Below are 23,206 nucleotides of genomic sequence, written 5' to 3' on the forward strand. Positions count from 1 at the left end.
CCCGCGGCTGGCTTCGTCGTCGTGAGCGCCGAGATATTCTGGAGCGCGCTGGCGCTCGTCCTGGTGATCGAGGGCATCCTGCCTTTCGTATCGCCGGGCGGCTGGCGGCGCGGCTTCGGCCAGCTCATGCAGCTGCGCGACGGCCAGCTTCGTTTCTTCGGACTTTGCAGCATCTTGCTGGGTTTGCTCCTCCTTTGGGTTTTGGGGTAGCTCGGTCCCGGTAGAATCCCGGTTTAACCACGCCCCCGATCCCCATGTCCGCCTGGGTCCTCCCGGATCACATTGCCGATGTGCTGCCTTCCGAGGCGCGCCACATCGAAGAACTTCGACGCCAGCTGCTCGATACCGCCCGTGGCTATGGCTACGAGCTGGTAATGCCGCCGCTGCTCGAGCACCTCGAGTCGTTGCTGTCGGGCACCGGCGAGGCGCTCGACCTTCAAACCTTCAAGCTCGTCGACCAGCTCTCGGGCCGCAGCATGGGCCTGCGCGCCGACACCACCCCCCAGGTGGCGCGCATCGACGCCCATCTGCTGAACCGCGAGGGCGTGGCGCGCCTGTGCTACTGCGGGCCGGTGCTCCACACCCGCCCTGACCGGCCCCATGCCACGCGCGAGCCGCTGCAGTTCGGCGCTGAAATCTATGGCCACGCCGGGCTCGAAGCCGACACTGAAATCCTGCTGCTGGCGCTCGACTGCCTCCAGGCCGCGGGCATCGGCCAGGGCCTGATCGTCGACCTGGCGGACGCGCGCATCATTCGGGCGCTGTTTGCCGGCGTGCCGGTCGATGCTTCTGTGCTGGCCCGCGTGCACGCGGCACTCGTCGCCAAGGACGCGAGCGAGCTGCATGCCCTCACGCGCGACTTCCCGGCTTCGTCACGCGACGGGCTGCGCGCCTTGGTTCAGCTGTATGGCGACGAGTCGGTGCTCGACGAGGCCGCCAAGGCCCTCAAGGGCACGCCCGCCGTCAGCACGGCGCTGGCCGGGCTGAAGCAGCTTGCCGCCAGCCTGCAGGGCGACTCGACGCGGCAGATCAGCTTCGACCTGGCCGACCTGCGCGGCTATGCGTACTACAGCGGCATGCGGTTCGGCATTTACGTGCCCGGCGCCGCCGATGCACTGGTGCGCGGTGGCCGCTACGACGAAGTCGGTGCCGTATTCGGCCGCAACCGCCCGGCGGTCGGCTTCAGCCTCGACGTGCGCGAACTGGTCGGCGTGCTGCCGGCCCGGCCGCTGCGTGCCGCCATCCGCGCGCCCTGGAGCGACGCGGCCGGCCTGCGCCAGGCCATTGCCGGGCTGCGCAAGGCCGGCGAAACCGTGGTCTGCGTGCTGCCCGGCCACGGCAGCGAAATCGATGAATTCCATTGCGACCGCGAGCTCGTCGAGCAAGCAGGGCAGTGGCAAGTCCGAGCCATCTGAATTTTTGAAGTAATGGAACGAGCATGAGCGTAACCACCGGAAGAAACGTGGTCGTCGTCGGTACCCAGTGGGGCGACGAAGGCAAGGGCAAGCTGGTCGATTGGCTGACGGAAAGCGCCCAGGGCGTGGTCCGCTTCCAGGGCGGCCACAACGCGGGCCACACGCTGGTCATCAACGGTGTGAAAACCGCGTTGCACCTGATCCCGAGCGGCATCATGCGCCCGGGCGTCAAGTGCTACATCGGCAACGGCGTGGTGCTGTCGGCGGCCAAGCTCTTCGAGGAAATCGAAGGACTGGAAAAAGCCGGCGTCGAAGTGCGTTCGCGCCTGCGCATCAGCGAGGCTTGCCCGCTGATCCTGCCGTTCCACGCCGCGCTCGACATCGCGCGCGAAACCTACCGCGAAAAGGGCGGCGTCGAGAAGATCGGCACCACCGGCCGCGGCATCGGTCCGGCCTACGAAGACAAGATTGCCCGCCGTGCGCTGCGCGTGCAAGACCTGAAGCACCCCGAGCGCTTTGCCACCAAGCTGCGCGTGCTGCTCGATCTGCACAACCACGTGCTGACCCAGGTGCTCGGCGCGCCCGCCATCGACTTCGACGTGGTGTTCGACGAGGCCATGCGCCATGCAGCACTGCTCAAGCCGATGATGGCCGACGTTTCGCGCGAACTGAACGACGCGCACAAGGCCGGCGCCAACCTGCTGTTCGAAGGCGCGCAAGGCACGCTGCTCGACGTCGACCACGGCACCTACCCGTACGTCACTTCGAGCAACTGCGTGGCAGGCAATGCCGCCGCGGGTTCGGGCGTGGGCCCGGGCATGCTGCACTACATCCTGGGCATTACCAAGGCTTACTGCACGCGCGTGGGCGGCGGTCCGTTCCCGACGGAACTCGACTGGGCGACGCCAGGCACCCCTGGCTATCACATGAGCACCGTGGGCGCCGAAAAGGGCGTGACCACGGGCCGCAGCCGCCGCTGCGGCTGGTTCGACGCCGCGCTGCTCAAGCGCTCGGCGCAGGTCAACGGGCTGTCTGGCCTGTGCATCACCAAGCTCGACGTGCTGGACGGCCTCGAAAAGCTCGAGCTGTGCACCGGCTACGAGCTCGACGGCGAAACCACCGACATCCTGCCGATGGGCGCGGACGAGATCGAACGCTGCACGCCCATCTACGAAACCCTCGAAGGCTGGAGTGAAAGCACCGTCGGCGTCACGCAGTACGACAAGCTGCCCGTCAACGCGCGGCTCTACCTGCAGCGCATCGAGCAGATCACGGGCGTGCCTATCCACATGGTGTCGACCAGCCCAGATCGCGATCACACGATCATGATGCGCCACCCCTACCTCGCCGACTGAACAGGAACGAACCAGACCATGTTGACCGAAGACGGCAAGCATCTCTACGTCAGCTACGACGAGTACCACAACCTGATCGAGAAGCTCGCGATCAAGGTGCACCAGTCGGGCTGGCAGTTCGACACCATTCTTTGCCTCGCGCGCGGCGGCATGCGCCCGGGCGACGTGCTCTCGCGCATCTTCGACAAGCCGCTCGCCATCATGTCGACCAGCTCCTACCGTGCCGATGCAGGCACGGTGCAGGGCCACCTCGACATCGCCCGCTACATCACCACGCCCAAGGGCGAGATCGCCGGCAAGGTTCTGCTGGTGGACGACCTGGCCGACTCCGGCCACACGCTGCACGCGGTGATGGACATGCTGCGCAACAACTACGCGCCGATCACCGAGCTGCGCAGCGCCGTGCTCTGGACCAAGGCGCTGTCGACGTTCACGCCCGATTACTCGGTCGAGTACCTCGCAACCAATCCGTGGATTCACCAGCCGTTCGAAGGCTACGACTCCCTCGGACCCGAAAAGCTGCTCGAGAAGTGGTCGGTCTGAGCTGATTCCGGCCTCGGGCAGCGACTCATCAGCTCCCGGGGCGCACGCGCATGTAGGCGCATTGCGCGTATGCACCGCCATGGCTTGCAGTCGCTGACGCAACGATGTAGAACGATAGCGTTAAAGCTTGAAGTTCACAGGCAGTTTGGGGCAGTCAGAGGCTCCAAAGGAGTCAGCCATGTTGGCAGCCGAATGCGCGTGGGCCATCTTGCGCGCCGAGCACGTTCGCACCCGGGAGTTGCTGGATTGCCTGCGCGAGGCAATGAAGGCAGGAGGCGAGGCGGGCGTCCGGCAACGCGCAACGTCGGCCATCGAAATCATCGAGCGGCTGCAGGCTTTCGAAGAAAACACGCACCGCCCCAAAGGCGTCGTCATGCTGAGCATGCTTCGCGGGAGGTCGCACGAAGCCGACGAGCTCCTCGAACAACTCGATGCGGAGAGCGAGTGCTGCAATGGCCTCATCTCGCAGGCGCGGCTGCTGCTCGAGCGCGCCCGATCAGGCGACCCGGACGCGGCGGGGCAGGCCGGCGCGCTGTTGCGGCAGCACCGGCAGTTCATGTCCACGCACCTGGACAAGGAAGACACCCTCCTGCACTCGCAAACGGCGCTGCTTCTGTCCGCTGAAGAATGGGCGACCGTGGTTTCGTCCATCTCGAAGGAGGTCGGCGCAGCCAGGAGGCGCGAACATCGGCGCTCACCGGTACGCGGGTAAGCCGCAAATAGCCCGTGGGCGCTATGTCCCGTTGGATTCGAACATAGCGGTATAGCGGCGCTGCATCTCTTCTGGCGTGAGCTTTTCGATGCTGTGGCCCACGTTCCAGCGGTGCCCGAAGGGGTCGCGGAACACGCCCGATCGCTCCCCGTAGAACTGGTCCTGCGGCGCCATGTCCAGCGTGGCGCCGGCTGCAACGGCGCGCGCCACCACGGCGTCGGCATCGTCCACGTGCAGATGCAGCGTTACCGCGGTGCCGCCGAGCGTCCTGGCGCTGGGAATGTTGTATTCGGCGAACTCGTCTGAAATCATCAGGACGGCGCCGTTGTGGAAGTCGAGTTCCGCATGCCCGATCCGTCCGCTCGGTTCGGTAAGCCGGAAGATCTCCTTCACTTCGAAGACCTTGCAATAGAAGTCGATGGCGGCACCGGCGTTGTCGACGCAGAGGTATGGAAAAAGCTCGTGAATGGCCATGGAAGCTGCCTTTCGTGGGAGGTGAAAAACCGGCTGTTGCCCCTCTGCGCATTGTGCGGCGGAACGGCGCGCTAGCATCGGGGCCATGAGCAAGCCTTCCACGACCCTGATTCACCACCCCTACAAGCCGCCTGCCAACTTTGCTGCGCCGCAGCCGGGGATCTACAAGGCATCGACCGTGTTTTTTGCCGACGTGGCCGCCATGCGCGCACGCGACTGGAAAACCAAGGCCGGCTACACCTACGGCCTGCACGGCACGCCGACCACCTTCACGCTCGAAGAGCGCCTGGCCACGCTCGAGGGCGGCGCCGAATGCCTGCTGGTGCCGAGCGGGCTCGCCGCCATCTCGCTGGTTGCCTTCGCTTTCCTGAAGAGCGGCGACGAGGTGCTGATTCCCGACAACGCCTATGGCCCCAACAAGGCGTTGGCGACGGGCGAACTGGCCAACTTCGGCATCACGCATCGCATGTACGACGCCATGAACCCGGCCGATCTGCAAGCCAAGCTCTCGGATCGCACACGGCTCGTGTGGGTCGAGGCCGCGGGCTCGGTCACGATGGAGTTTCCGGACCTGCCGGCCCTGGTGAACATCTGCCGCGCTCGCGGGGTAGTCACGGCACTGGACAACACCTGGGGCGCGGGCCTGGCCTTTGCTCCCTTCGATTTCAACGGCAGCGGGCAGGGCGTGGACATCTCGGTACATGCGCTCACCAAGTACCCGAGCGGCGGCGGCGACGTGCTGATGGGCAGCGTCATCACCGGTGACGAGCGGCTGCACCGCGCGCTCAAGCTCACCCACATGCGCATGGGGTTCGGCGTAGGCGTGGGCGACGTGGAGACCCTGCTGCGATCGCTGCCCAGCATCGGGCTGCGCTACGCCGCGCACGACCGAGCGGCGCGCGAACTGGCGCAATGGCTGAGCGGCCGCGAAGAGATAGCCCAGGTGCTCCACCCGGCACTCGAAGAATCGCCCGGCCATGCAAACTGGCGTGCGCTGTGCGGCAAAACCGACCTGGCCGCGGGCCTCTTCTCCATCGTCTTCGACGAGCGCTACAGCACCGAGCAGGTCGACCGCTTCTGCGACAGCCTGAACCTTTTCCGGCTCGGCTATTCATGGGGTGGCCCGGTCAGCCTGGTGGTGCCCTACGACATCGGCCTGATGCGCGACGCCAGCGTGGCACCATGGCCGCACAAGGGCACGCTCGTGCGCTTCTCGATCGGCCTTGAAGACGTGGAAGACCTGCGGGCCGACCTGCAGCAGGCGCTGCTGCAGATGTAGGGCGCGCAATCCTGCATGGCAACCAAGCGGCATCGCACTCGCACTCGCGATCGCGATCACAAAACCCAGTCCGCCGCAGCGCAAGCCGTGCGCGGCATCGCGCCTGCGCAAACAGCCAGCACCGTCGTGCCGCGCGTACTGAGAGTCCCGGTGCACGTGCTGGAGGCCATGGGGCAGGGCGGCGGCGCAGTGGAGGGTGTGCCTGACGTCAGGGCCACCCGGCTCCTGCTCGGCAGCCTGGTGGCGTTCTTTGCGCTGATTGCGCTCTCCTTGGGTGCCGCTGTGCTGCTGCAGGACGACTGGTCGAACCTGCATGGCAACGAAGGGATCGTCGCGCTGGCCGCGCTCGCGCTGGTCGCGGGCCTGGGCGGCGGTCTCTGGTATCTGCTGCGGCAGTTTTCGCACTTGGGCCAAGGCTCGATCCGAATCGACGCCGATGGCATGCGCTGGGGCGACATCGCCTTGCCGCAAGTGCTGGCCTGGCATGAGGTGTGCCACGTGCGCACAGGCGTGCATGATGTGAAAACGGAATTCACGTCGAGCGATGCAATCGTCAAGCGGCTGGTCTTCCATCGGGCCGTGGGCGGCGGCGAAACCGCCGAAGTCAGGTTGCCTTTGGCGCTGACCACGGACGCCACGCGCGTGCTGCGCTTTCGCAACCGGGCCGCGCTCCTGCGCGCCTTGCTGCTGCGGCTTGCCACCCAGCCGAGGCCCCGGCTGCGCTTTGCTGCCGAGGTATTCATCGATGCCGGCATCGACCCGCAGACCTGGGAGCCCATGCTGGCGCCCAGGCGCTGGATGTGGCTTTCTTCCCTTGCCGCGCTGCTGCCGGCGGCGGCCGTATTCTTCTTCTGGCCGCTCGGCGAACACGTCGGCTGGATGGTGGCAGCACTGGTTCTGGCAATGGTCGCAGGTGCCGCCTCCATGGGCTGGTTCATGCACCAGCGCTATCCAGGTTTGCAAGGTGTGTTCGAGTTCGAAACACCTCCCGGCCCGCTGCCTTGAGACTGCACCGTTATCGCTTACAGTAGGCTACGCACAGTCACCGTGACTGTCTCGCCTCAAGGAGAAGCAGTGGCAACACCAAATTACGGCTACGAGAAGCGCCAGAAGGAGCTGGCCAAGAAGAAGAAAAAGGAAGAGAAGCTCCGCGAGAAGGCCAATCGCAAGCTCTCTCCAAGCAGCGAAGGACTCGCTCCGGGCGACCCGGAAACCGACGTGGCATCGCTCGAACGCGATCCGCCGACGGTGCCCGACCTGCCAACCAAGAACGGTTGATTCACCAATCGACGCTTTCGATAAAAAAGCCGCTGCGGGCCTTCGGGCCCGCAGCGGCTTTTTTAATTTGTGCCGAGCCTATTTGGCGGCAAGCAGCTTGCGCAGTTCCGGCCACACGTTGTCGAGCAACCGGGGCTGCGCCGCAGCCGTGGGATGAATGCGGTCTGCCTGAAACAGCGCAAGCGCATCGGGCGCGTCGGCCACCCCCTTCAGAAGAAAGGGCACCAGCGCCGCCTTGGTCGTGCTGGCCACCTTGCCGAACACTGCCTCGAAGCGCCGGGTGTAGTCGCCGCCATAGTTGGGTGGCACCTGGATGCCTACGATCAGCACCTTGGCGCCGGCCGCCTGGGCCGCCTTGGTGATCTGCAGCAGGTTTTCCTCGGTGTTCTGAAGCGGCAGGCCGCGCAGGGCATCGTTGGCGCCCAGCTCCACCACCACGTGGCTGGGCTTGTGCTGCGCCAGCAGCGAGGCAAAGCGGGCGCGCCCACCCGAGCTGGTGTCGCCGCTGATGCTGGCGTTGACCACCGCGGCCGGGATCTTCTGTTCTGCAAGCCGCTTCTCGAGCAAGGGCACCCAGCCTTCGCCGCGCTTCAGGCCGTACTCGGCACTGAGCGAGTCGCCAAGCACCAGAATGACCGGCTTGCGAGCCGCCGCAGGCTGGGCCTGCGCCAGTGCCGATGTCCCTGCAATGCCGGATGCGGCGGCGGTCAAGATAAAGTCACGTCGATTCAAAACGAAAAGCCTTTCCATGTCCCAACTCCCGTCTGAAGCCATTGTCGCCGTCGAGCACGTGTTCAAGTCCGTTACAGACTCGACCGGTACGCTGGACATTCTGCAGGACATCGATTTCACCTTGGGCGCGCGGGAAACCGCCGCCATCGTGGGGGCTTCGGGCTCCGGCAAGAGCACCTTGCTGTCGATCATCGCGGGGCTGGACACTCCCACGCGCGGCACGGTCAAGCTCGCGGGCGACGACATCTTTGCCATCGACGAGGACGCGCGCGCGGCCCTCAGGGCGCAGCGCGTGGGTTTTGTCTTCCAAAGCTTCCAGCTGCTCGGCAACCTGAGCGCGCTCGAAAACGTGATGCTGCCGCTGGAGCTGGCCGGCCGCAAGGATGCCCGAAAGGCCGCCACGGAGATGCTCGGGCGGGTGGGGCTTGGGCAGCGGCTTGGCCACTATCCCAAGGTGCTCTCGGGCGGCGAACAACAACGCGTGGCGCTGGCCCGGGCCTTTGTGGTCCAGCCGGCCCTGCTGCTGGCCGACGAGCCGACCGGCAGCCTCGACTTTGCAACCGGCGAACAGGTCATGCGCCTGATGTTCGACCTGAACCGCGAGCTCGGCACCACGCTCGTGCTCGTCACCCACGACCGCGGCATTGCGGCCCAGTGCGAGCGCCGCATCACCATCGAAGCCGGGCGCATGGCGCTCAATGAGTCCAAGCCTGTGCTCGTGGCCTCGCTCGAGGCATGATCGTTCCCCAGTTCTGGGCCGAAGGCCGGATTCAGGAGCGCGTAGCCGGCAAACAAATCACCGTGCGGCGCCATGGCTGGTCCGACGACAGCCCGATTGCCGCTCAAATGCATGCCGACCGGCGCACGCGAGAGGCGTTCGACCGCATAGCCGGCGGTGAAGAGCTCAATCGCCGCGAGCGCAAGCTGGCCTACAACGGCGCCCAGGGCGTGCCCATCCGCGAAGAAATTGTCGAACGGCAGGGCGACACCGTCATCACCCGCAACAGCTACGGTGCGCGCTGCCTCAACACGCCCAACGTGCTTTTCGTCGACATCGACTTCGACGAGCCGCTGCGCGGCAGCGTGGTGGGTTTTGCGCTGGCGCCCGCGCTCATTGCGGGCATCGTCGGCGGCTGGACCGCCAAGACCTGGCTGGGCGGGCTGATCGCAGCCATCGTCGTCTTCATCGTCGCCTACCGCATTGGCTTGGCCAGAAAGCGGGGCGAGGCCAGCGGCAACCCCGCGCCTGAAAAGCGCGCGGCCGAGCGTATCGGGCGCTTCGTTCAACAGCACCCCGATTGGCACCTGCGCCTGTACCGCACGCCGGCAGGCTTTCGGGTGCTGGCGATGCACGATGTCTTCAGCCCCGCCGACCAGGCCGTGGCCGAATGCTTCGAAGCGCTGGGCGCCGACAAGACCTATGCGCGCATGTGCCGCAACCAGAACTGCTTTCGCGCCCGCCTGAGCGCCAAGCCCTGGCGCATCGGCATCGGCGAGCACATGCGGCCGCAGCCGGGCGTGTGGCCCGTTTCGCCCGAAAAGCTGCCGCTGCGCGACGCCTGGGTTGCGCGCTACGAAAAGGTCGCCGAAGGCCATGCCGCCTGCCAGTACCTGGAGAGCGCCGGCAACAGCGCCAGCGTGCATCCGAACGCGCTGGCCGTGCAGGAACTGCACGACGAAAAAACCCGGGCGCACAGCGGATTGCCGATCGCCTGAAGGTCGCCTGACGATTGCTTGAAAGAGAAGGCGCGCAGCCCTCGATAATCGGGGGATGTCTTCTCCCAAAGTGATCTTCGGCTTTCATGCCGTTGGCGTGCGCATCAAGACCGCGCCGAAATCGGTGCTCGAAGTGATGTTCGACGCCAGCCGGCGTGATGCGCGTATGAAACAGTTCATTGCCCGCGCGCAGGAGGCCGGCGTCCGGCTGGTCGAGGCCGACGGACTGCGCCTCGCCAAGCTCAGCGGCAGCCACGGCCATCAGGGCGTCGTGGCGCGCGTAGAGCCCGTTGCGCAGATCCGCTCCCTCGACGAACTGCTCGAAGGCCTCGAAGAAGCCGGCACCGTGCCGCTTTTGCTGGTGCTCGACGGCGTGACCGACCCCCACAACCTGGGCGCCTGCCTGCGCGTGGCCGACGGCGCCGGCGCGCACGCGGTCATCGCACCCAAGGACCATGCGGCCGGCATCAACGCCACCGTGGCCAAGGTGGCGAGCGGCGCCGCCGAAACGGTGCCGTATTTCATGGTGACCAACCTGGCGCGCACGCTGAACGAACTGAAGGAACGCAGCATCTGGTGCGTGGGCACCAGCGACGATGCGCCCGGCACCATCTACCAGAGCGATCTCAAGCGGCCGTTGGCGCTGGTGCTCGGCGCCGAGGGCGAGGGCATGCGCCAGCTCACCCGCAAGACCTGCGACGAACTGGTGAGCATTCCGATGGCCGGCGCGGTCGAAAGCCTGAACGTCTCGGTGGCAAGCGGCGTGTGCCTGTACGAGGCAATGCGCCAGCGCAGCGCCTGAATCTGCCCGGCTAGCTCCTTCGCAAGGGGCTGGCCTTGCGGTGAAAGTACACGAGCTCCGCCATGCGCCGCATCGGGGGCGTACCCAGCAGGCGGTTGAACATCCAGTCGCTCTGGAAATTATCGAAGGCCCAGCGCAGCGCGCGCTTGAGCCTGAAGCGCGGATAGCTGCGCACGAACCACCCGGCCGGGTCTTCCACCTCGCCCCGCAGAAAGCGCGCAATGGCGTCGCCGGCGCGCTCTCCGTGCTGCAACGCGGTGTGAATGCCGCCGGCCGTCACCGGCGACACCATGCCGGCTGCGTCGCCCACCAGCAGCGCGCGCTCGCGCGCCACCACGGGCAATACGCCGCCGCACGGAATCATCCCTGCACGGATTGCAATGGGCGGTGCATCGCCAGGCGAGACGACCGAGGCGATCTTTCGCAGCAGCGGATCGAGCCGAAGCGCCGGTGCGTCCTGTGCGCCCATGCGGCGGGCAAGCCCGATCTGGCTCACGCCGACGCCGTCGAGCGCCCATCCGATATAGCCGGGCGCCAGTTGGCGGTCGATAAAGCAATGCAGAAAGCCGGGTTCCATGCGTGCGCCTAGGTATTCGTGTTCCACCCCGTAGAGAAAGCGCGTGTTGCGCGACAGCCCCAAGGCTTTGGCAACACGCGAGTGCGGGCCGTCCGCACCCACGATGTAGCGGGCAGAGATGCAAGTGCCGTGGGAGGGCCCGTGCCCCAGCGGAATCTCCCAGCGGCCGTTCAGCCACAGTGCCTGTTCGAACAATGAGCCAAGCTGCACGTCGACCCTGCTGGCCCGCGCCGAGCCGACCATCCAGTCGAGCAGCGTGGGCGCATCGGTGGCCCAGAACCAGTAGCCCGGGGCATGCAAGTCCACGTGGCGCATGTCGGGCGAGTAAAGCCGCACGCCGTCAATGCGGCGCACCAGGGCGGGCGGTACTTCGGCAAGCCATGGCACCGTATCGACCGCATCCTTCACGATGATGCCGGTGGTGTGCAGCTTGGCGCCGGCGCTGGACTTCTTCTCCAGCACCATGACGCTGAGCCCGGCCAGTGCCGCAGCGCGGGCGCAAGCCAGCCCGGCAAAGCTCGCTCCGACTACAAGCAGATCGACCTGTGCAGTCGAAATCCGCCCGCCGGCCATCGGCGGCGCGGGAGCGGCAACAGCAGAAAGCGGGGAATCGAGGCGGGAGAAGGAGCTGGAAACGAGCATGGGGCGAGCTGACCTGTGGCGTTGAGCACCGCAACTTGCGGTGCGCACGCGAAGTTAGCTACGCCGTGTGCGCGCGATGTGAAGCCTGTGTGAAATGAAAGGCAGGCAACGCTGTCAGGCGCGGCGCCGCTACGCTAGAGCTGGCCTTGGCACACATACTTGAGGTGCATGTAGTCGTCCAGTCCGTGCACCGAGCCTTCGCGGCCGTAGCCCGATTCCTTTACGCCGCCGAAGGGCGCGGCCTCGGCGGCCAGGGCGCCTTCGTTGATGCCGACGATGCCGGATTCGAGCGCCTCGGTCACGCGCCAGATGCGGCGCACGTCGGTCGAATAGAAGTAGGCGGCAAGACCGAAAGGCGTGCTGTTGGCGGCCGCGATCACCTCGGCCTCGGTGTCGAAGCGCGTGACCGGCACCACGGGGCCGAAGGTTTCTTCGCAGCTGCACTCCATGGATGGATCGGCATTCACCAGCACCGTGGGCGCATAGTAGTTGGGGCCTTTGCAGCGCGCGGAACGCAGGCGCTCTCCGCCGACGACCACGCGCGCGCCCCGTGCCACGGCATCGCGCACATGGCGCTCCATCTTGTCGACCGCGCGGGCATTGATCATCGGGCCGATCTGCGAATCGGGCTCGGTGGCCGGGCCGACCTTGAGCGCGCCCACGCGCGCCGCCAGCTTGTCGACGAAGGCGTCGTGCACCCTGGACTGCACAAAAACGCGGTTCGGGCTCACGCAGGTCTGTCCGCCGTTGCGGAACTTGGCCGCCATGAGGCCTTCGACCGCAGCATCGACGTCCGCATCTTCGAACACGATGAAAGGCGCATTGCCGCCGAGCTCGAGCGACAGCTTCTTGAGCGTCTCGGCCGAGGCACGTGCCAGATGCTTGCCCACCGGCGTGGAACCGGTGAAGCTGATCTTGCGCACCCGCGCATCGGCCAGCCACACGTCGACCACCTCGGGTGTGCGCTCGCGCGATGCCGTCACGATGTTGAGCACGCCCGCAGGCACGCCGGCTTCTTCGGCAAGCTTTACGAGCGCCAGTGACGTGAGCGGCGTGTCCTCGGCCGGCTTGCACACCACGGTGCAGCCAGCGGCCAGGGCCGGCGCAATCTTGCGCGCGATCATGGCGGCCGGAAAATTCCACGGCGTGATCGCGGCAACCACGCCCACGGGCTCCTTCAGCGCGAGCATGCGCCGGCCCGTGACCGGTGCGGGAATCACCTCTCCGTTGGCGCGGGTGGCTTCTTCTGCAAACCACTCGACGTAGCTCGCGGCATAGGCCACTTCGCCGCGGCCCTCGGCCAGCGGCTTGCCTTGTTCGCGCGAGATGAGGCGGGCCAGGTCTTCATGGTGCGCCAGCATCAGGTCGTTCCAGCGTTTGAGGATCTGTGCGCGCTGCTTGGCAGGCACGGCGCGCCAAGCGGGAAAGGCGGCGTGAGCGGCAGCTACCGCGGCGCGCGCATCGGCGGCGGTGCCGTCGGGCACGCTTGCAAAGACACCATCGGTGGCGGGGTCGGTCACGTCGAGGCGGCGGCCGTCGCTGGCGTCCCGCCATTCGCCGCCGATGAGGTGATGGCCGGGCAGCAGGTCTTGCCGTTCAATGGTCAGTGTCATGTTCGAGAAAAATGGTGGTCGTGAATGGGTGGAGGCTCAGGCGGCGGCAACCCGTTCGGCAATTGCCGTTCCGATTTCGGTGGTCGATGCGGTGCCGCCCAGGTCGCGGGTGCGGGGACCTTCGCGCAGCACCGCCTCGATCGCGCCGACGATGGCGTCGTGCGCCGCGCGGCCCGCGCCTTGCCCCTGCGTAAGAAAGTCCAGCATCAGCGCACCAGACCAGATCATTGCAATCGGGTTGGCGATGTTCTGGCCGTAGATGTCGGGTGCCGAGCCGTGCACCGGTTCGAAGAGCGACGGAAACTTGCGGTCGGGATTGAGGTTGGCCGACGGCGCCAGGCCGATGGTGCCGGTGGTGGCCGGGCCGAGATCGGAGAGGATGTCGCCGAACAGGTTGCTCGCCACCACCACGTCGAAGCGCGTGGGCTGCAGCACGAAGCGCGCCGAGAGAATGTCGATGTGCTGCTTGTCGATCTTCACATCGGGGTAGTCGCGCCCGACGGCATCTGCGCGGCTGTCCCACCACGGCATGCTGATCGCGATGCCGTTGCTCTTGGTGGCCACCGTGAGGTGCTTGCGTGCACGGCTGTTGGCGAGCTCGCAGGCGTAGCGCAGCACCCGGTCGGTGCCGTGCCGCGAAAACACCGATTCCTGAATCACGATCTCGCGCTCGGTGCCTTCGTACATCACGCCGCCGAGCGAGGTGTATTCGCCTTCGGTGTTCTCGCGCACCACCAGGTAATCGATGTCGCCGGGCTTGCGGCCGGCCAGCGGGCAGGGCACGCCCTCGAACAGGCGCACGGGGCGCAGGTTGATGTACTGATCGAACTCGCGGCGGAACTTCAGCAGCGATCCCCAGAGCGAGACATGGTCGGGTACGGTTTCGGGCCAACCCACGGCGCCGAAGTAGAGCGCGTCCACGCCGCGCAACTGCTCCTTCCAGTCGTCCGGCATCATCCGGCCGTGCTCTGCGTAGTAGTCGCAGCTGGCCCAGTCGATGGTGCGGCAATCGAGCTCGAAGCCGAAGCGTTCGGCGGCCGCCAGCACCACGCGCAGGCCCTCGGGCATCACTTCCTTGCCGATGCCGTCACCGGCAATCAGCGCAATGCGGAATGTGGGGATCATGCGTGTGTCTCCCTGGCGGGGTGGGCTGCTTCCGCGGCTGCGTGGTCCATGTCGTCGAGCCAGCCGCGGCGCAGTTCGGGCACCGAGCGGGCAAGCAGCTGGTAGTAGGGGTGGTGCGGCCCGCGCTCGTAGTCGGCCCGCGCCACTTGCGAGAGCTTGCGCCCATGCTGCATGACCACGATCTCGTCGCACACCGAGCGCACGGTGTGCAGGTCGTGGCTGATGAAGAGGTAGGACACGCCCAGTTCGCGCCGCAGCTCGGCCATGAGGTCGAGCACCGCCGCGGCCACCACGGTGTCCAGCGCAGAGGTCACTTCGTCGCACAGGATGAGGTCGGGCTCGGCCGCCAGCGCACGTGCCAGGTTCACGCGCTGCTTCTGCCCGCCGGAGAGGCCGCCCGGCAGCCGGTCGGCGACCGTGCGCGGCAGCTTCACCAGGTCGAGCAGCTCGAAGATGCGTTGCTTGAGCGCCTCGCCGCGCAAGCCTTTGTAGAACTGCAGCGGCCGCGCCAGAATGCGCCAGATCGTCTGCGACGGGTTCAACGCCGTATCGGCCATCTGGAAGACGATCTGTATGCGGCGCAGCTCATCGGGCGTGCGCTGCTGCAGCGTTGGCTTGAGCGCGTGCCCGTCGAACATGATGCTGCCGTGACAGGGCTTGAGCAGGCCCGCAACGGCACGTGCGAGCGTCGTCTTGCCGGAGCCCGATTCGCCGATCACGCCAATGGCCTGGCCGCGATAGAGCTTCAGGTTGATGTCCTCCAGAATGATCTTGGCCGGCTGGCCTTTGGCGTCGGCCGCGCCATAGCCGCACGAAAGCTCGTTCACGTGAAGCAGCAGCGCCGAATCGCCCGACGCCTGGCCCGAGGCGCGCACCGCGGGCCGCGCCGCCGCCAGCAGGCTCTTGGTGTAGTCGTCCACCGGGGCGGAAAGAATCTGCTCCGTGGCGTTCAGCTCGCTCATCTTGCCGTTGCGCAGCACCAGGATGTGGTCTGCCATCTGCGCCACCACGGCCAGGTCGTGGCTCACGTAAACGGCGGTGGCACGGCGCTCGCGCACCACGCGCCGAAAGGCGCGCAGCACCTCGATCTGCGTGGTCACATCGAGCGCGGTGGTCGGCTCGTCCAGGATCACCAGGTCGGGGTCGCCGATCAGGGCCATGGCCGCCATCAGCCGCTGCAGTTGGCCGCCCGAAACCTGGTGCGGATAACGCGCACCAATGTTTTCGGGATCGGGCAGCGCCAGCTCGCGAAACAACTGCACAGCCTTTGCCTCGGCCTCGGCCCGCTTGCACAGGCCGTGGATGACCGTCGGCTCCACTACCTGGTCCATGATCGTGCGCGACGGATTGAACGACGCCGCCGCGCTCTGCGCAATGTAGGAGACCGTGCGGCCGCGAAGGCCCCGCTGCCGCGCCGCATCGAGCGCCAGCACGTCGGTGCCGCCAATCTGCACCCGGCCTGCCGAAATGCGGCAGCCGCTGCGCGCATAGCCCATCAGCGCCAGCGCGGTAGTGGTCTTGCCGGAGCCCGATTCGCCGATGAGCGCCAGCACTTCGCCGGGCTGAACCGAGAAACTCAGGTTGTCGACCAGCGTGTTCGCCCCTGCACAGATGCTGAGGCCCTGGACATCGAGTGGTGCGCCCATCAGCGTGCTCCTCGTTCCCTGGCCGCACGGCCGGGAAGGTTGTCAATGACAAGATTGACCGCGATGGTCAGGCTTGCTATGGCCAGTGCCGGCACGATCACCGAAGCGCCGCCCATGGCCAGCGCGCCGATGTTCTCGCGCACCAGCGAGCCCCAGTCGGCCGCGGGCGGCTGGATGCCCAGGCCCAGGAAGCTCAGGCTTGCCAGCAGCAGCACCACGTAGACAAAGCGCAACCCAAGGTCGGCCAGCATCGGGCCCAGGATGTTGGGCAGGATTTCGCGCAGCATGATGTAGAGCGTGCCTTCGCCGCGCGTGCGCGCCACGGTCACGTAGTCGAGCGCATTGATGTTCACCGCCAGCGAACGCGCCATGCGGTAGGCGCCCGGCACGTAGATGATGGCCGCTGTAACCACCAGCATCGGCACCGAGGAGCCGAAGCCCGCCACCATGATGAGCGCGAACATCTTGCTCGGGATTGCCGTGAGCGTGTCGAGGCCGCGGCTCAGCACCGCGTCTATCCAGCGGCCGCTGGCGGCTGCCAAGAGCGCCAGCACGGTGCCGGTTCCGCTGGCCAGGAGCGTGGCCAGGAGCGCAACGCCGATCGTGTAGCGCGCCCCCTCGATGATGAGCGCCAGCATGTCGCGGCCGAGGTAGTCGGTGCCCAGCCAATGCGCCGTGCTGATGGGCTCGAAGACGTTCGACGTGCCCGCGGCCGCCGCGCTGTGCGACAGCAGCCATGGCCCGAACAGCGCCGCAAAGAGCCAGAACAGCAGCACCGCCAGGCCGAGCAGGCCCGATGGGCCGAAGCCCGCAAGCCACGGTAGCGGACCGCCCCGGCGTTGCGGCAGCACCAGCGGCACCGGCGCAACAGAAGCCGTGGCGCTGGCCACCGTTGAAGTTGTAGACGTTTCCATACGCTTCCCTCAGCGGTGCCGCAGCCGTGGATTGGCAAGAATGCCGAAGATGTCTGCCGTCGTCACCAGGATGAGGTAGGCGCAGCAGAAGATCATGGCGCAGGTCTGCACCAGCGGCATGTCGCGCTGCGAGACGCCGTCGACCATCAGCTTGGCGATGCCCGGGTAGTTGAAGATGGTCTCCACGATGATCACGCCGCCAAGCAGGTAAGACAGGCTCAGCGCCACCGCATTGGCAATTGGCCCGACCGCATTGGGCAGCGCATGCGCCAGCACCATGCGCATGGGCGATGCGCCCTTGAGCCGAACCATTTCGATGTAGGGCGCCTCGAGCTGGTCGATGACGGCCGCACGGGTCATGCGCATCATCTGCGCGACGATCACGCAGCACAGCACCAGCACCGGCATGGCAAAGGCGCGCAGCAGCTGGCCCAGCGATTCGATGTCGTTGACGAAGGAGAGCGCCGGCAGCCAACGCAGCTTGACCGCGAACACCAGCACCGCCAGTGTCGCCACCAGGAACTCGGGCACCGAGACCACGCCCACGGCCGTCGTCGATGCGGCACGGTCGAACCACGAGCCGCGCCACACCGCCGAGGCAATGCCGAGCGCCAGCGCAATCGGCACCGAGAACAGCGCCGTGACGGCGGCCAGCAGCAGCGAGTTGGGCAAACGGGCGGCAACCAGCTCGGCCACCGGCATCTGCGTGGTCGCGGAGCGGCCGGGGTCGCCCTTCAGCATGCCGACGAGCCACTTGGCGTAGCGTTCGGGTGCGGGCACGTCCAGGCCCATCTGGGCGCGCAACGCAGCCACGGCTTCGGGCGTGGCGTCCTGGCCGAGCTGCTCCTGCGCGGCATCGCCGGGCAGCACAGCGGTGATCGAGAACACGACCACCGACACGGCCAGCAGCGACAACAGCGCCAGCGCGATGCGCTGGGCCAGAAGCTTCAGGATCACATGGTTCATGTCGATGCTCCTGGAGACGAGGCGGACGGCCGCGGACGCGTCATGCCTCCAGCCATACGTTCTCGGCGAAGTTGTAGCCCATCAGGCCGCCCAGCGGAATGGGCGACAGGCCCTTGAGCTTGGAGCTGTGGCCGTCGATGCTCGACAGGAACAGCGGAATGCCGATGCCGGCGTCCTGGTGGATCATGGTCTGCATGTCGGCATACATCTGCTTGCGCTTGGCCAGGTCGGTTTCGGCGCGCGAGGCCAGCAGCAGCTGGTCGAACTTCTCGCTCTTCCAGCGCGACTCGTTCCACGCCGCACCCGATTGGAAGAACTGCGTCAGCAGCACGTCGGCGCTCGGCCGCGGGTTCACGTTGCCAAAGCCCACATGGCTGCTGAGCCAGTGGTTCGACCAGTAGCCGTCGGCGGGCATGCGCTTGATGTCGATCTCCAACCCCGCGCGCTGCGCTGTCTGCTGCAGCAGCAGGGACATCTCCACCGAATACAGCGCCGCTGGCGACGCCACCATGGGCACCTTGCCCGTGATGCCGGCCTTCTGCAGGTGGAACTTCGCCTTGTCGAGATCGAACGGCCGCTGCGGCAGGCCCGCGAAGTAGAAGCGGTTGGTCGGGTCGACGGGCTGGTCGTTGGCAACCACCGCGTAGTCGAGCGCAATGGTCTTCTTCATCTGCTCGCGGTCGAACAGGTGTTTCATGCCGAGCACGAAGTCCGGGTTGGCGCCGGGGCCCACGTCCTTGCGCATCACCAGGTCGGAGTATTGGCCCGACTGGGTAACGAAGATGCCGAAGCCGGGCGTGCCCTTCACGCGCTCCACCGAACGCGGGTTGACCGAGCCGACCAGGTCCAGCCCGCCCGAGAGCAGTGCGTTGACCCGTGCGCTCTCGTCGCCGATACCCACGAACTCGATCTCGTCGAGGTAGGGCTTGCCGGGCTTCCAGTAGGCATCGTTGCGCACCATGAGCGAGCGCACGCCGGGCTTGAACTCCTTGAGCTTGTAGGGGCCGGTGCCGATGCCGGCGTTGAAATCGGTGGTGCCTTCCTTGACGATGTGGAAGTGGAAGGTGCCCAGGATCACCGGCAGGTCGGCGTTCGGTGCGCTGAGCACGAAGGTCACTTCGCTCGGGCCGGTGGCCTTCACGCTTTCGATCTGGTCCGCAAGGATCTTGGCCTTGGAGGCCGTGGCCGGGTCCTTGTGCCGCATTACCGAGAACACCACGTCGGCCGGCGCGAGCGCCTTGCCGTCGTGAAAGGTCACGCCCTTGCGCAGCGTGAAGACCCAGGTCTTCGCGTCCTTGGTGGTGAACGATTCGGCCAGTGCGGGCTGCGGCGTGAGGCTGCTGTCCAGCGAGGTCAGGCCGTTGTAGACCATGTTGCAGCGCGAGTAGTCGGTCTGGTTCGACTGCTTGGCCGGATCGAGCGTGTCGGTGGCTGCGGCGGTGGCACCGGCCACCCGGATGCGGCCGCCGCGCCGCGGTGTTTGCGCATGGGCGGACACCGCCATGCCGGCAAGGCTGCCCGCGAGCGTGGCCTGCATGCCGCCGGCCATCAGCATCGCGAGAATGTCGCGCCGCGACGCGCCGCGTTTCAGCGACGCCATCACGCGAAGGCTTTCGTCGGGACCGACGAGGTTTTCGAACCTCTTGTTGTTGCTGTCGCTCATGGTGGGGTACTCCTGTGGGCCGGTGACTGAAGGTTGAAGAACAAACACGGAACGAAAAAATCGGCGGCTCGCGCGGCGCTCAGGCCAGCTTGTCCTTGAGCGAGTAGTAAAGCCCCACCGCCGGCAGAAACCAGGGCGGGCCGAAGTGGCCGGGAATGGCGGGCCAGTCGCGGCCGTGCCAGGGGTTGGCGTTGGCTTCGCCGTTCATCACCGCGGCCATGCGCTCGCCCATGTGAACCGACATCTGCGTGCCGTGGCCGCTATAGCCCATGGCGTAGTACAGGCCGTTGCGTTCGCCTGCGTGCGGCAGGCGGTCTTGCGTCATGTCGACCACGCCGCCCCAGCAATAGTCGAGCCGCACTTCGCCGAGCTGCGGAAAGGTCTGGGCCAGCCCGGCGCGCAGGATCTCGCGGCTGGCCATATCGGATTGGGGGCTGGAAACCGAGAAGCGCGCGCGGCCGCCGAACACCAGCCGGTGGTCGGCCGTGAGCCGGAAGTAGTGATGGATGTTCGCCACCGTGGTGTAGGTGCGGCGGGCCGCCAGCAGCGCCTGCGCGCGCTCCGCGCCGAGCGGTTCGGTCACGACGATGAAGCTGCCTATCGGCACCATCCGCCGGCGCAGCCAGCCGAAACTGCCGTAGCCGCCATGGCGCGTGGCGCCCGTGGCCAGCAGCACTTGCTGAGCGGTGACGATGCCGCCCGCGGTATGCAGCCGGTGCGCATGGCCCCGGCCCAGCCGCTCGATGCGGTTTACCTGGGCGCCGGTATGGATCTGCGCACCTTGGCGCTCCGCGGCCGCGGCCAGGCCCTGGGCAAAGCGGCCCATGTGCATCTGGCCGCTGCGCTTGTAGAGAAGCCCGCCGTGAAAGCGCTCGCTCTGCACTTCGCTGCGCACCTGCGCCGCGTCGAGCACTTCGACGTCGGTGTCCACGCCGTCCGCCACCAGGCGCTGCGCACTGCGTTCGAGCGCGGCCATCTGATTGGCACGTGTGGCGAGCTTGAGCTTGCCATGGCGCATGAAGTCGCAGTCGATGGCCTCGTCGCGCACCAGCCGCGCCACGGTGTCCACCGCGTCGTCGTAGGCGCGGTACCAGGCGCGGGCTTTTTCAATGCCGACCTTGGCGGCCACGTCGGCATAGTCCATTGCCAGCCCGTTGTTCACATGGCCGCCGTTGCGCCCGGATGCCTCTGCCGCCACGCGCGTGCCGGCCTCCAGCACCGCCACGTTGGCGCCGCGCCGGGCCAGCGCCCGCGCCGCCGAAAGCCCCGTGAAGCCGCCGCCCACGATTGCGACGTCGACCTGCGCCGGCAATGCATGCACGGCCGGCGCGAAGGCCGGCGCGGAATCGGTCCAGTAGGAGTCGAGCTTCATGGCGTAGGGCGGATGAGCGTGTACAAGGAAAGATCAGAGTCCGACGACACCCGGCAGGCCGCCGATGTCCTGGATCTCGGTGTAGCGATAGGCGGGGTTGCCCGGGCCGTGCCCGCGATTGACGAACACCTTGTTGACAACGCCGATGTCGTCCGCCGACATCAGGTCGTAGCGCAGGCTCGACGACACGTGCAGCACGTCTTCGGGGTTGCAGCCGAGCGAATCGAACATGAATTCGAAGGCCTTGAGCCGCGGCTTGTAGGCCTGTGCCTGCTGCGCGGTGTACACGCGGTGGAACGGCGCGCCGAGCATTGCCACGTTCTTCTGGATCTGGTCGTCCGAGGCGTTCGAGAGAATGACCAGCGGAATCTCCTTGGCCACCTTGGCAAGGCCTGCGGCCACGTCGTCGTGAGGGCCCCAGGTGGGTACGGCGTCGTAGTACTTCTGGCCGTCGCTGTCGAGGTACTGGATCTTCCACTTCTTGCACAGGCGGCGCACCGCGTTCTTCAGCACCACCTCGTAGGGCTGCCACGCGCCGAGCACCTCGTCGAAACGGTAGGCGGTGAAGTCGGCAATGAACTGCTCCATCTGCTCGGGGCGGATGCGATCGGCGAAGAGATCGAGCGTCAGCTCTTTCATGCGGAACCGCGTGAGGGTGCCGTAGCAGTCGAAGGTCACGTACTTGGGGCGGAAAGTCATGGTCTTTGGTCCTGTGTAGAAGGTGGCAGATGCGACGAACTCATTACGAACTCATTACGAAGCGATTGCAGCACGCCCCCGCTCGGCGTATGTAGGGAAAAAAGGCGCTGGGCAAAGCGAAGCTGCGGTTTGCGGGGCCGGCGACGGCATGCCATGCGGTGTGCCCAGCGTGCGTGCAGCCATGCACCGCAGTGCGTCGCGGCAAACCCGGTGAGCACGCTTTTGAAGCGCAGCGTGGCGGCTTGGGCAGATGTCGAGCGGATCGAAGGCTTGCATGGCAGAGGTCTTTCAAAGTGGCGGTCGATCCTAGGCAGGGTCGCGCAGCATTTGTGTGCGTATGCGGGCGCTCCGCCGCAGCGAATTGCAAAACCGGGGTGCTCGGCAGCTGAAGCTTGCGAGTTGCGAAAGACGTCGATTTCGGTCTGGTGCGGCGCCGCAATGTCGTCCAAGATGGATGCGCCATTCCTCCGGAACAGAGAGTTTTCCCTATGCCCGAACCCACTTCGAATGCACCCGCCACCGACGGCGTGGTGCTCCGGCCTATGACGGCCGCCGACCTTCCACGTGCGCATGCGCTGTCGGCCGAACTGCGCTGGCCGCACCGCCCCGCGGACTGGGAGCAGGTGTTCGCGCATGCAGACGGCATTGCGGTCGAGCGCGACGGCGAAGTCATTGCCACCGGGCTGCGTTGGCTCTGGGGCAAGACCCACGCCACCATCGGGCTGGTGATCGTGTCGCCTGCCTGCCAGGGCCGCCGCATCGGGCACCGGCTGATGAGCGCACTGCTCGATGGGCTCGAAGACCGTACGGTGCTGCTGCATGCCACCGCGGAAGGGCGGGGGCTTTATGAGCGGCTCGGGTTTGTGCGCACGGGCGAGATGCGGCAGCACCAGGGCATTGCGCAGCCCGCACCGCTCATTGCACTGGAGCCTGGCTGGCGCCTGCGGCCCGCGGGCCTCAATGAACTGCCCGCGCTGCAGTCGCTCGACGCAGCCTCGCGAGGCATGCCGCGCGATGCGCTGATTGCCGAGCTTCTGCAAAGCGCCGATGCCTGCGTGGTGCTCGACCATGACAACCAGCCAAAGGGTTTCGCAATGCTGAGGCGTTTTGGACGAGGCCATTCCATCGGGCCGGTGGTCGCGCCCGACGCCGAGGGTGCAAAGGCGTTGATTGCGCATCTTGCGGGCTTGAATGCCGGCAACTTCACGCGCATCGATATCGACTTCGACAGCGGCTTGGCCGAATGGCTCGAGAGCATCGGCCTGCTGCGTGTGGATGCGCCGACGACGATGGTGCGGGGTGGGGCGGCTGCTGTGCCTGTGGGTTCGCCCTCGTTGTTTGCCATCGTTACGCAGGCTGTGGGCTAGGTTTTGGGTCTTCGCGTTGGGTGTTGCGCGCCGTCTTCAGGGCGGCGCTCCCGCCGACGGGGTACCTTTCTCCGCGAATGTCCCCCGGCCTGCGGCCTCCTCCTTTATTTCGCTGCTTTCGCTGCGCAAGGCACCCCGCCAGCGGGTGCGTTGCAAAGAGCGGTCGTTGATCGGCGGTGCACCTAGAGCGTGCCCAGGTGCACAGGGCATCGGGTGCTCCCCGCAGCGAAATAAAGGAGGAGGGGCGCAGCCAAATAAAGGAGGAGGGGCGCAGCCCCGGGGGACATTCGCGGAGGGGAGTACCCGGTGGCCTGTG

General features: G+C 66.6%; 23 protein-coding genes. 12 read left to right on the forward strand and 11 right to left on the reverse strand.

What is annotated here, in order from left to right:
- Positions 1-21: 21 nt before the first annotated feature.
- From QHG62_RS08950 to QHG62_RS08970, 5 genes are all read left to right on the forward strand, one after another.
- Positions 22-210, forward strand: coding sequence for a DUF2065 domain-containing protein (locus tag QHG62_RS08950; RefSeq protein WP_126747290.1), 189 nt, complete (start codon positions 22-24; stop codon positions 208-210).
- Between the two features lie 44 nt (positions 211-254).
- Positions 255-1,415 (forward strand): ATP phosphoribosyltransferase regulatory subunit, encoded by a 1,161-nt coding sequence (locus QHG62_RS08955; protein ID WP_281150537.1) that lies wholly within the window; start codon positions 255-257, stop codon positions 1,413-1,415.
- Between the two features lie 23 nt (positions 1,416-1,438).
- Positions 1,439-2,770: an adenylosuccinate synthase gene (locus tag QHG62_RS08960; RefSeq protein WP_281150538.1), complete on the forward strand. Its 1,332-nt coding sequence runs from the start codon at positions 1,439-1,441 to the stop codon at positions 2,768-2,770.
- 18 nt (positions 2,771-2,788) lie between these two features.
- A complete protein-coding gene (locus QHG62_RS08965) occupies positions 2,789-3,313 on the forward strand; it encodes a phosphoribosyltransferase (RefSeq protein ID WP_281150539.1) in 525 nt (174 codons plus the stop codon).
- A 178-nt stretch (positions 3,314-3,491) separates the two neighbouring features.
- Positions 3,492-4,025, forward strand: coding sequence for a hemerythrin domain-containing protein (locus QHG62_RS08970; protein WP_281150540.1), 534 nt, complete (start codon positions 3,492-3,494; stop codon positions 4,023-4,025).
- 21 nt (positions 4,026-4,046) lie between these two features.
- Here the strand turns inward: QHG62_RS08970 and QHG62_RS08975 are convergent, their stop codons facing one another.
- Entirely contained in the window at positions 4,047-4,499 is a 453-nt protein-coding gene (locus QHG62_RS08975; RefSeq protein ID WP_281150541.1) for a VOC family protein, read from the reverse strand.
- A gap of 85 nt (positions 4,500-4,584) precedes the next feature.
- Between QHG62_RS08975 and QHG62_RS08980 the strand changes: the two genes are divergently transcribed.
- The 3 genes from QHG62_RS08980 to QHG62_RS08990 all read left to right on the forward strand — a co-directional run bounded on the left by QHG62_RS08980 (position 4,585) and on the right by QHG62_RS08990 (position 7,056).
- On the forward strand, positions 4,585-5,778 hold the full coding sequence (locus QHG62_RS08980; RefSeq protein WP_281150542.1) for a PLP-dependent transferase: 1,194 nt from the start codon (positions 4,585-4,587) through the stop codon (positions 5,776-5,778).
- An 87-nt stretch (positions 5,779-5,865) separates the two neighbouring features.
- Complete coding sequence (locus QHG62_RS08985; protein WP_281150543.1) at positions 5,866-6,783, forward strand: hypothetical protein; 918 nt, start codon at positions 5,866-5,868, stop codon at positions 6,781-6,783.
- A gap of 69 nt (positions 6,784-6,852) precedes the next feature.
- Positions 6,853-7,056, forward strand: a complete 204-nt coding sequence (locus tag QHG62_RS08990) for a hypothetical protein (RefSeq protein WP_047785064.1) — start codon at positions 6,853-6,855, stop codon at positions 7,054-7,056.
- A 78-nt stretch (positions 7,057-7,134) separates the two neighbouring features.
- Here QHG62_RS08990 and QHG62_RS08995 read toward each other — a convergent pair whose 3' ends face one another.
- Complete coding sequence (locus tag QHG62_RS08995) at positions 7,135-7,806, reverse strand: arylesterase (RefSeq protein ID WP_281150544.1); 672 nt, start codon at positions 7,804-7,806, stop codon at positions 7,135-7,137.
- On the opposite strand from QHG62_RS08995, the gene QHG62_RS09000 reads away from it, so the two are divergent.
- From QHG62_RS09000 to rlmB, 3 genes are read left to right on the forward strand one after another with little or no spacing between them, the layout of a single operon-like run.
- On the forward strand, positions 7,805-8,527 hold the full coding sequence (locus tag QHG62_RS09000; protein WP_126747300.1) for an ABC transporter ATP-binding protein: 723 nt from the start codon (positions 7,805-7,807) through the stop codon (positions 8,525-8,527). The genes QHG62_RS08995 and QHG62_RS09000 overlap by 2 nt on opposite strands.
- Complete coding sequence (locus QHG62_RS09005; protein WP_281150545.1) at positions 8,524-9,504, forward strand: hypothetical protein; 981 nt, start codon at positions 8,524-8,526, stop codon at positions 9,502-9,504. Before QHG62_RS09000 ends, QHG62_RS09005 begins: the two co-directional genes overlap by 4 nt.
- A gap of 55 nt (positions 9,505-9,559) precedes the next feature.
- Positions 9,560-10,306, forward strand: coding sequence for a 23S rRNA (guanosine(2251)-2'-O)-methyltransferase RlmB (gene rlmB, locus QHG62_RS09010; RefSeq protein WP_281150546.1), 747 nt, complete (start codon positions 9,560-9,562; stop codon positions 10,304-10,306).
- 10 nt (positions 10,307-10,316) lie between these two features.
- On the opposite strand, the gene QHG62_RS09015 is transcribed toward rlmB, so the two are convergent.
- The 9 genes from QHG62_RS09015 to QHG62_RS09055 all read right to left on the reverse strand — a co-directional run bounded on the left by QHG62_RS09015 (position 10,317) and on the right by QHG62_RS09055 (position 21,523).
- Positions 10,317-11,525, reverse strand: coding sequence for an NAD(P)/FAD-dependent oxidoreductase (locus QHG62_RS09015; protein WP_281150547.1), 1,209 nt, complete (start codon positions 11,523-11,525; stop codon positions 10,317-10,319).
- Between the two features lie 134 nt (positions 11,526-11,659).
- Entirely contained in the window at positions 11,660-13,138 is a 1,479-nt protein-coding gene (locus QHG62_RS09020; protein ID WP_281150548.1) for an NAD-dependent succinate-semialdehyde dehydrogenase, read from the reverse strand.
- A gap of 36 nt (positions 13,139-13,174) precedes the next feature.
- Positions 13,175-14,263, reverse strand: a complete 1,089-nt coding sequence (locus QHG62_RS09025; protein WP_281150549.1) for a tartrate dehydrogenase — start codon at positions 14,261-14,263, stop codon at positions 13,175-13,177.
- Positions 14,260-15,909, reverse strand: coding sequence for an ABC transporter ATP-binding protein (locus QHG62_RS09030; protein WP_281150550.1), 1,650 nt, complete (start codon positions 15,907-15,909; stop codon positions 14,260-14,262). Before QHG62_RS09030 ends, QHG62_RS09025 begins: the two co-directional genes overlap by 4 nt.
- On the reverse strand, positions 15,909-16,823 hold the full coding sequence (locus tag QHG62_RS09035; protein ID WP_281150551.1) for an ABC transporter permease: 915 nt from the start codon (positions 16,821-16,823) through the stop codon (positions 15,909-15,911). The genes QHG62_RS09030 and QHG62_RS09035 overlap by 1 nt, the downstream gene beginning before the upstream one ends.
- Before the next feature lie 9 nt (positions 16,824-16,832).
- Positions 16,833-17,789 carry an ABC transporter permease gene (locus QHG62_RS09040; protein ID WP_281150552.1) on the reverse strand — a complete coding sequence of 319 codons (957 nt, stop codon included), beginning with the start codon at positions 17,787-17,789 and terminating at the stop codon, positions 16,833-16,835.
- Between the two features lie 40 nt (positions 17,790-17,829).
- Complete coding sequence (locus QHG62_RS09045) at positions 17,830-19,452, reverse strand: ABC transporter substrate-binding protein (RefSeq protein WP_281150553.1); 1,623 nt, start codon at positions 19,450-19,452, stop codon at positions 17,830-17,832.
- A 79-nt stretch (positions 19,453-19,531) separates the two neighbouring features.
- The gene (locus tag QHG62_RS09050) at positions 19,532-20,824 is read right to left on the reverse strand and encodes an NAD(P)/FAD-dependent oxidoreductase (protein WP_281150554.1); all 1,293 of its coding nucleotides are present in this window, start codon (positions 20,822-20,824) and stop codon (positions 19,532-19,534) included.
- Positions 20,825-20,857: 33 nt separating this feature from the next.
- Positions 20,858-21,523, reverse strand: coding sequence for a haloacid dehalogenase type II (locus tag QHG62_RS09055; RefSeq protein ID WP_281150555.1), 666 nt, complete (start codon positions 21,521-21,523; stop codon positions 20,858-20,860).
- Positions 21,524-22,011: 488 nt separating this feature from the next.
- Between QHG62_RS09055 and QHG62_RS09060 the strand changes: the two genes are divergently transcribed.
- Complete coding sequence (locus QHG62_RS09060; RefSeq protein WP_281150556.1) at positions 22,012-22,890, forward strand: GNAT family N-acetyltransferase; 879 nt, start codon at positions 22,012-22,014, stop codon at positions 22,888-22,890.
- The last annotated feature ends 316 nt before the right edge of the window (positions 22,891-23,206 follow it).

Source organism: Variovorax paradoxus (assembly GCF_029919115.1).
Classification (GTDB): domain Bacteria; phylum Pseudomonadota; class Gammaproteobacteria; order Burkholderiales; family Burkholderiaceae_C; genus Variovorax; species Variovorax paradoxus_O.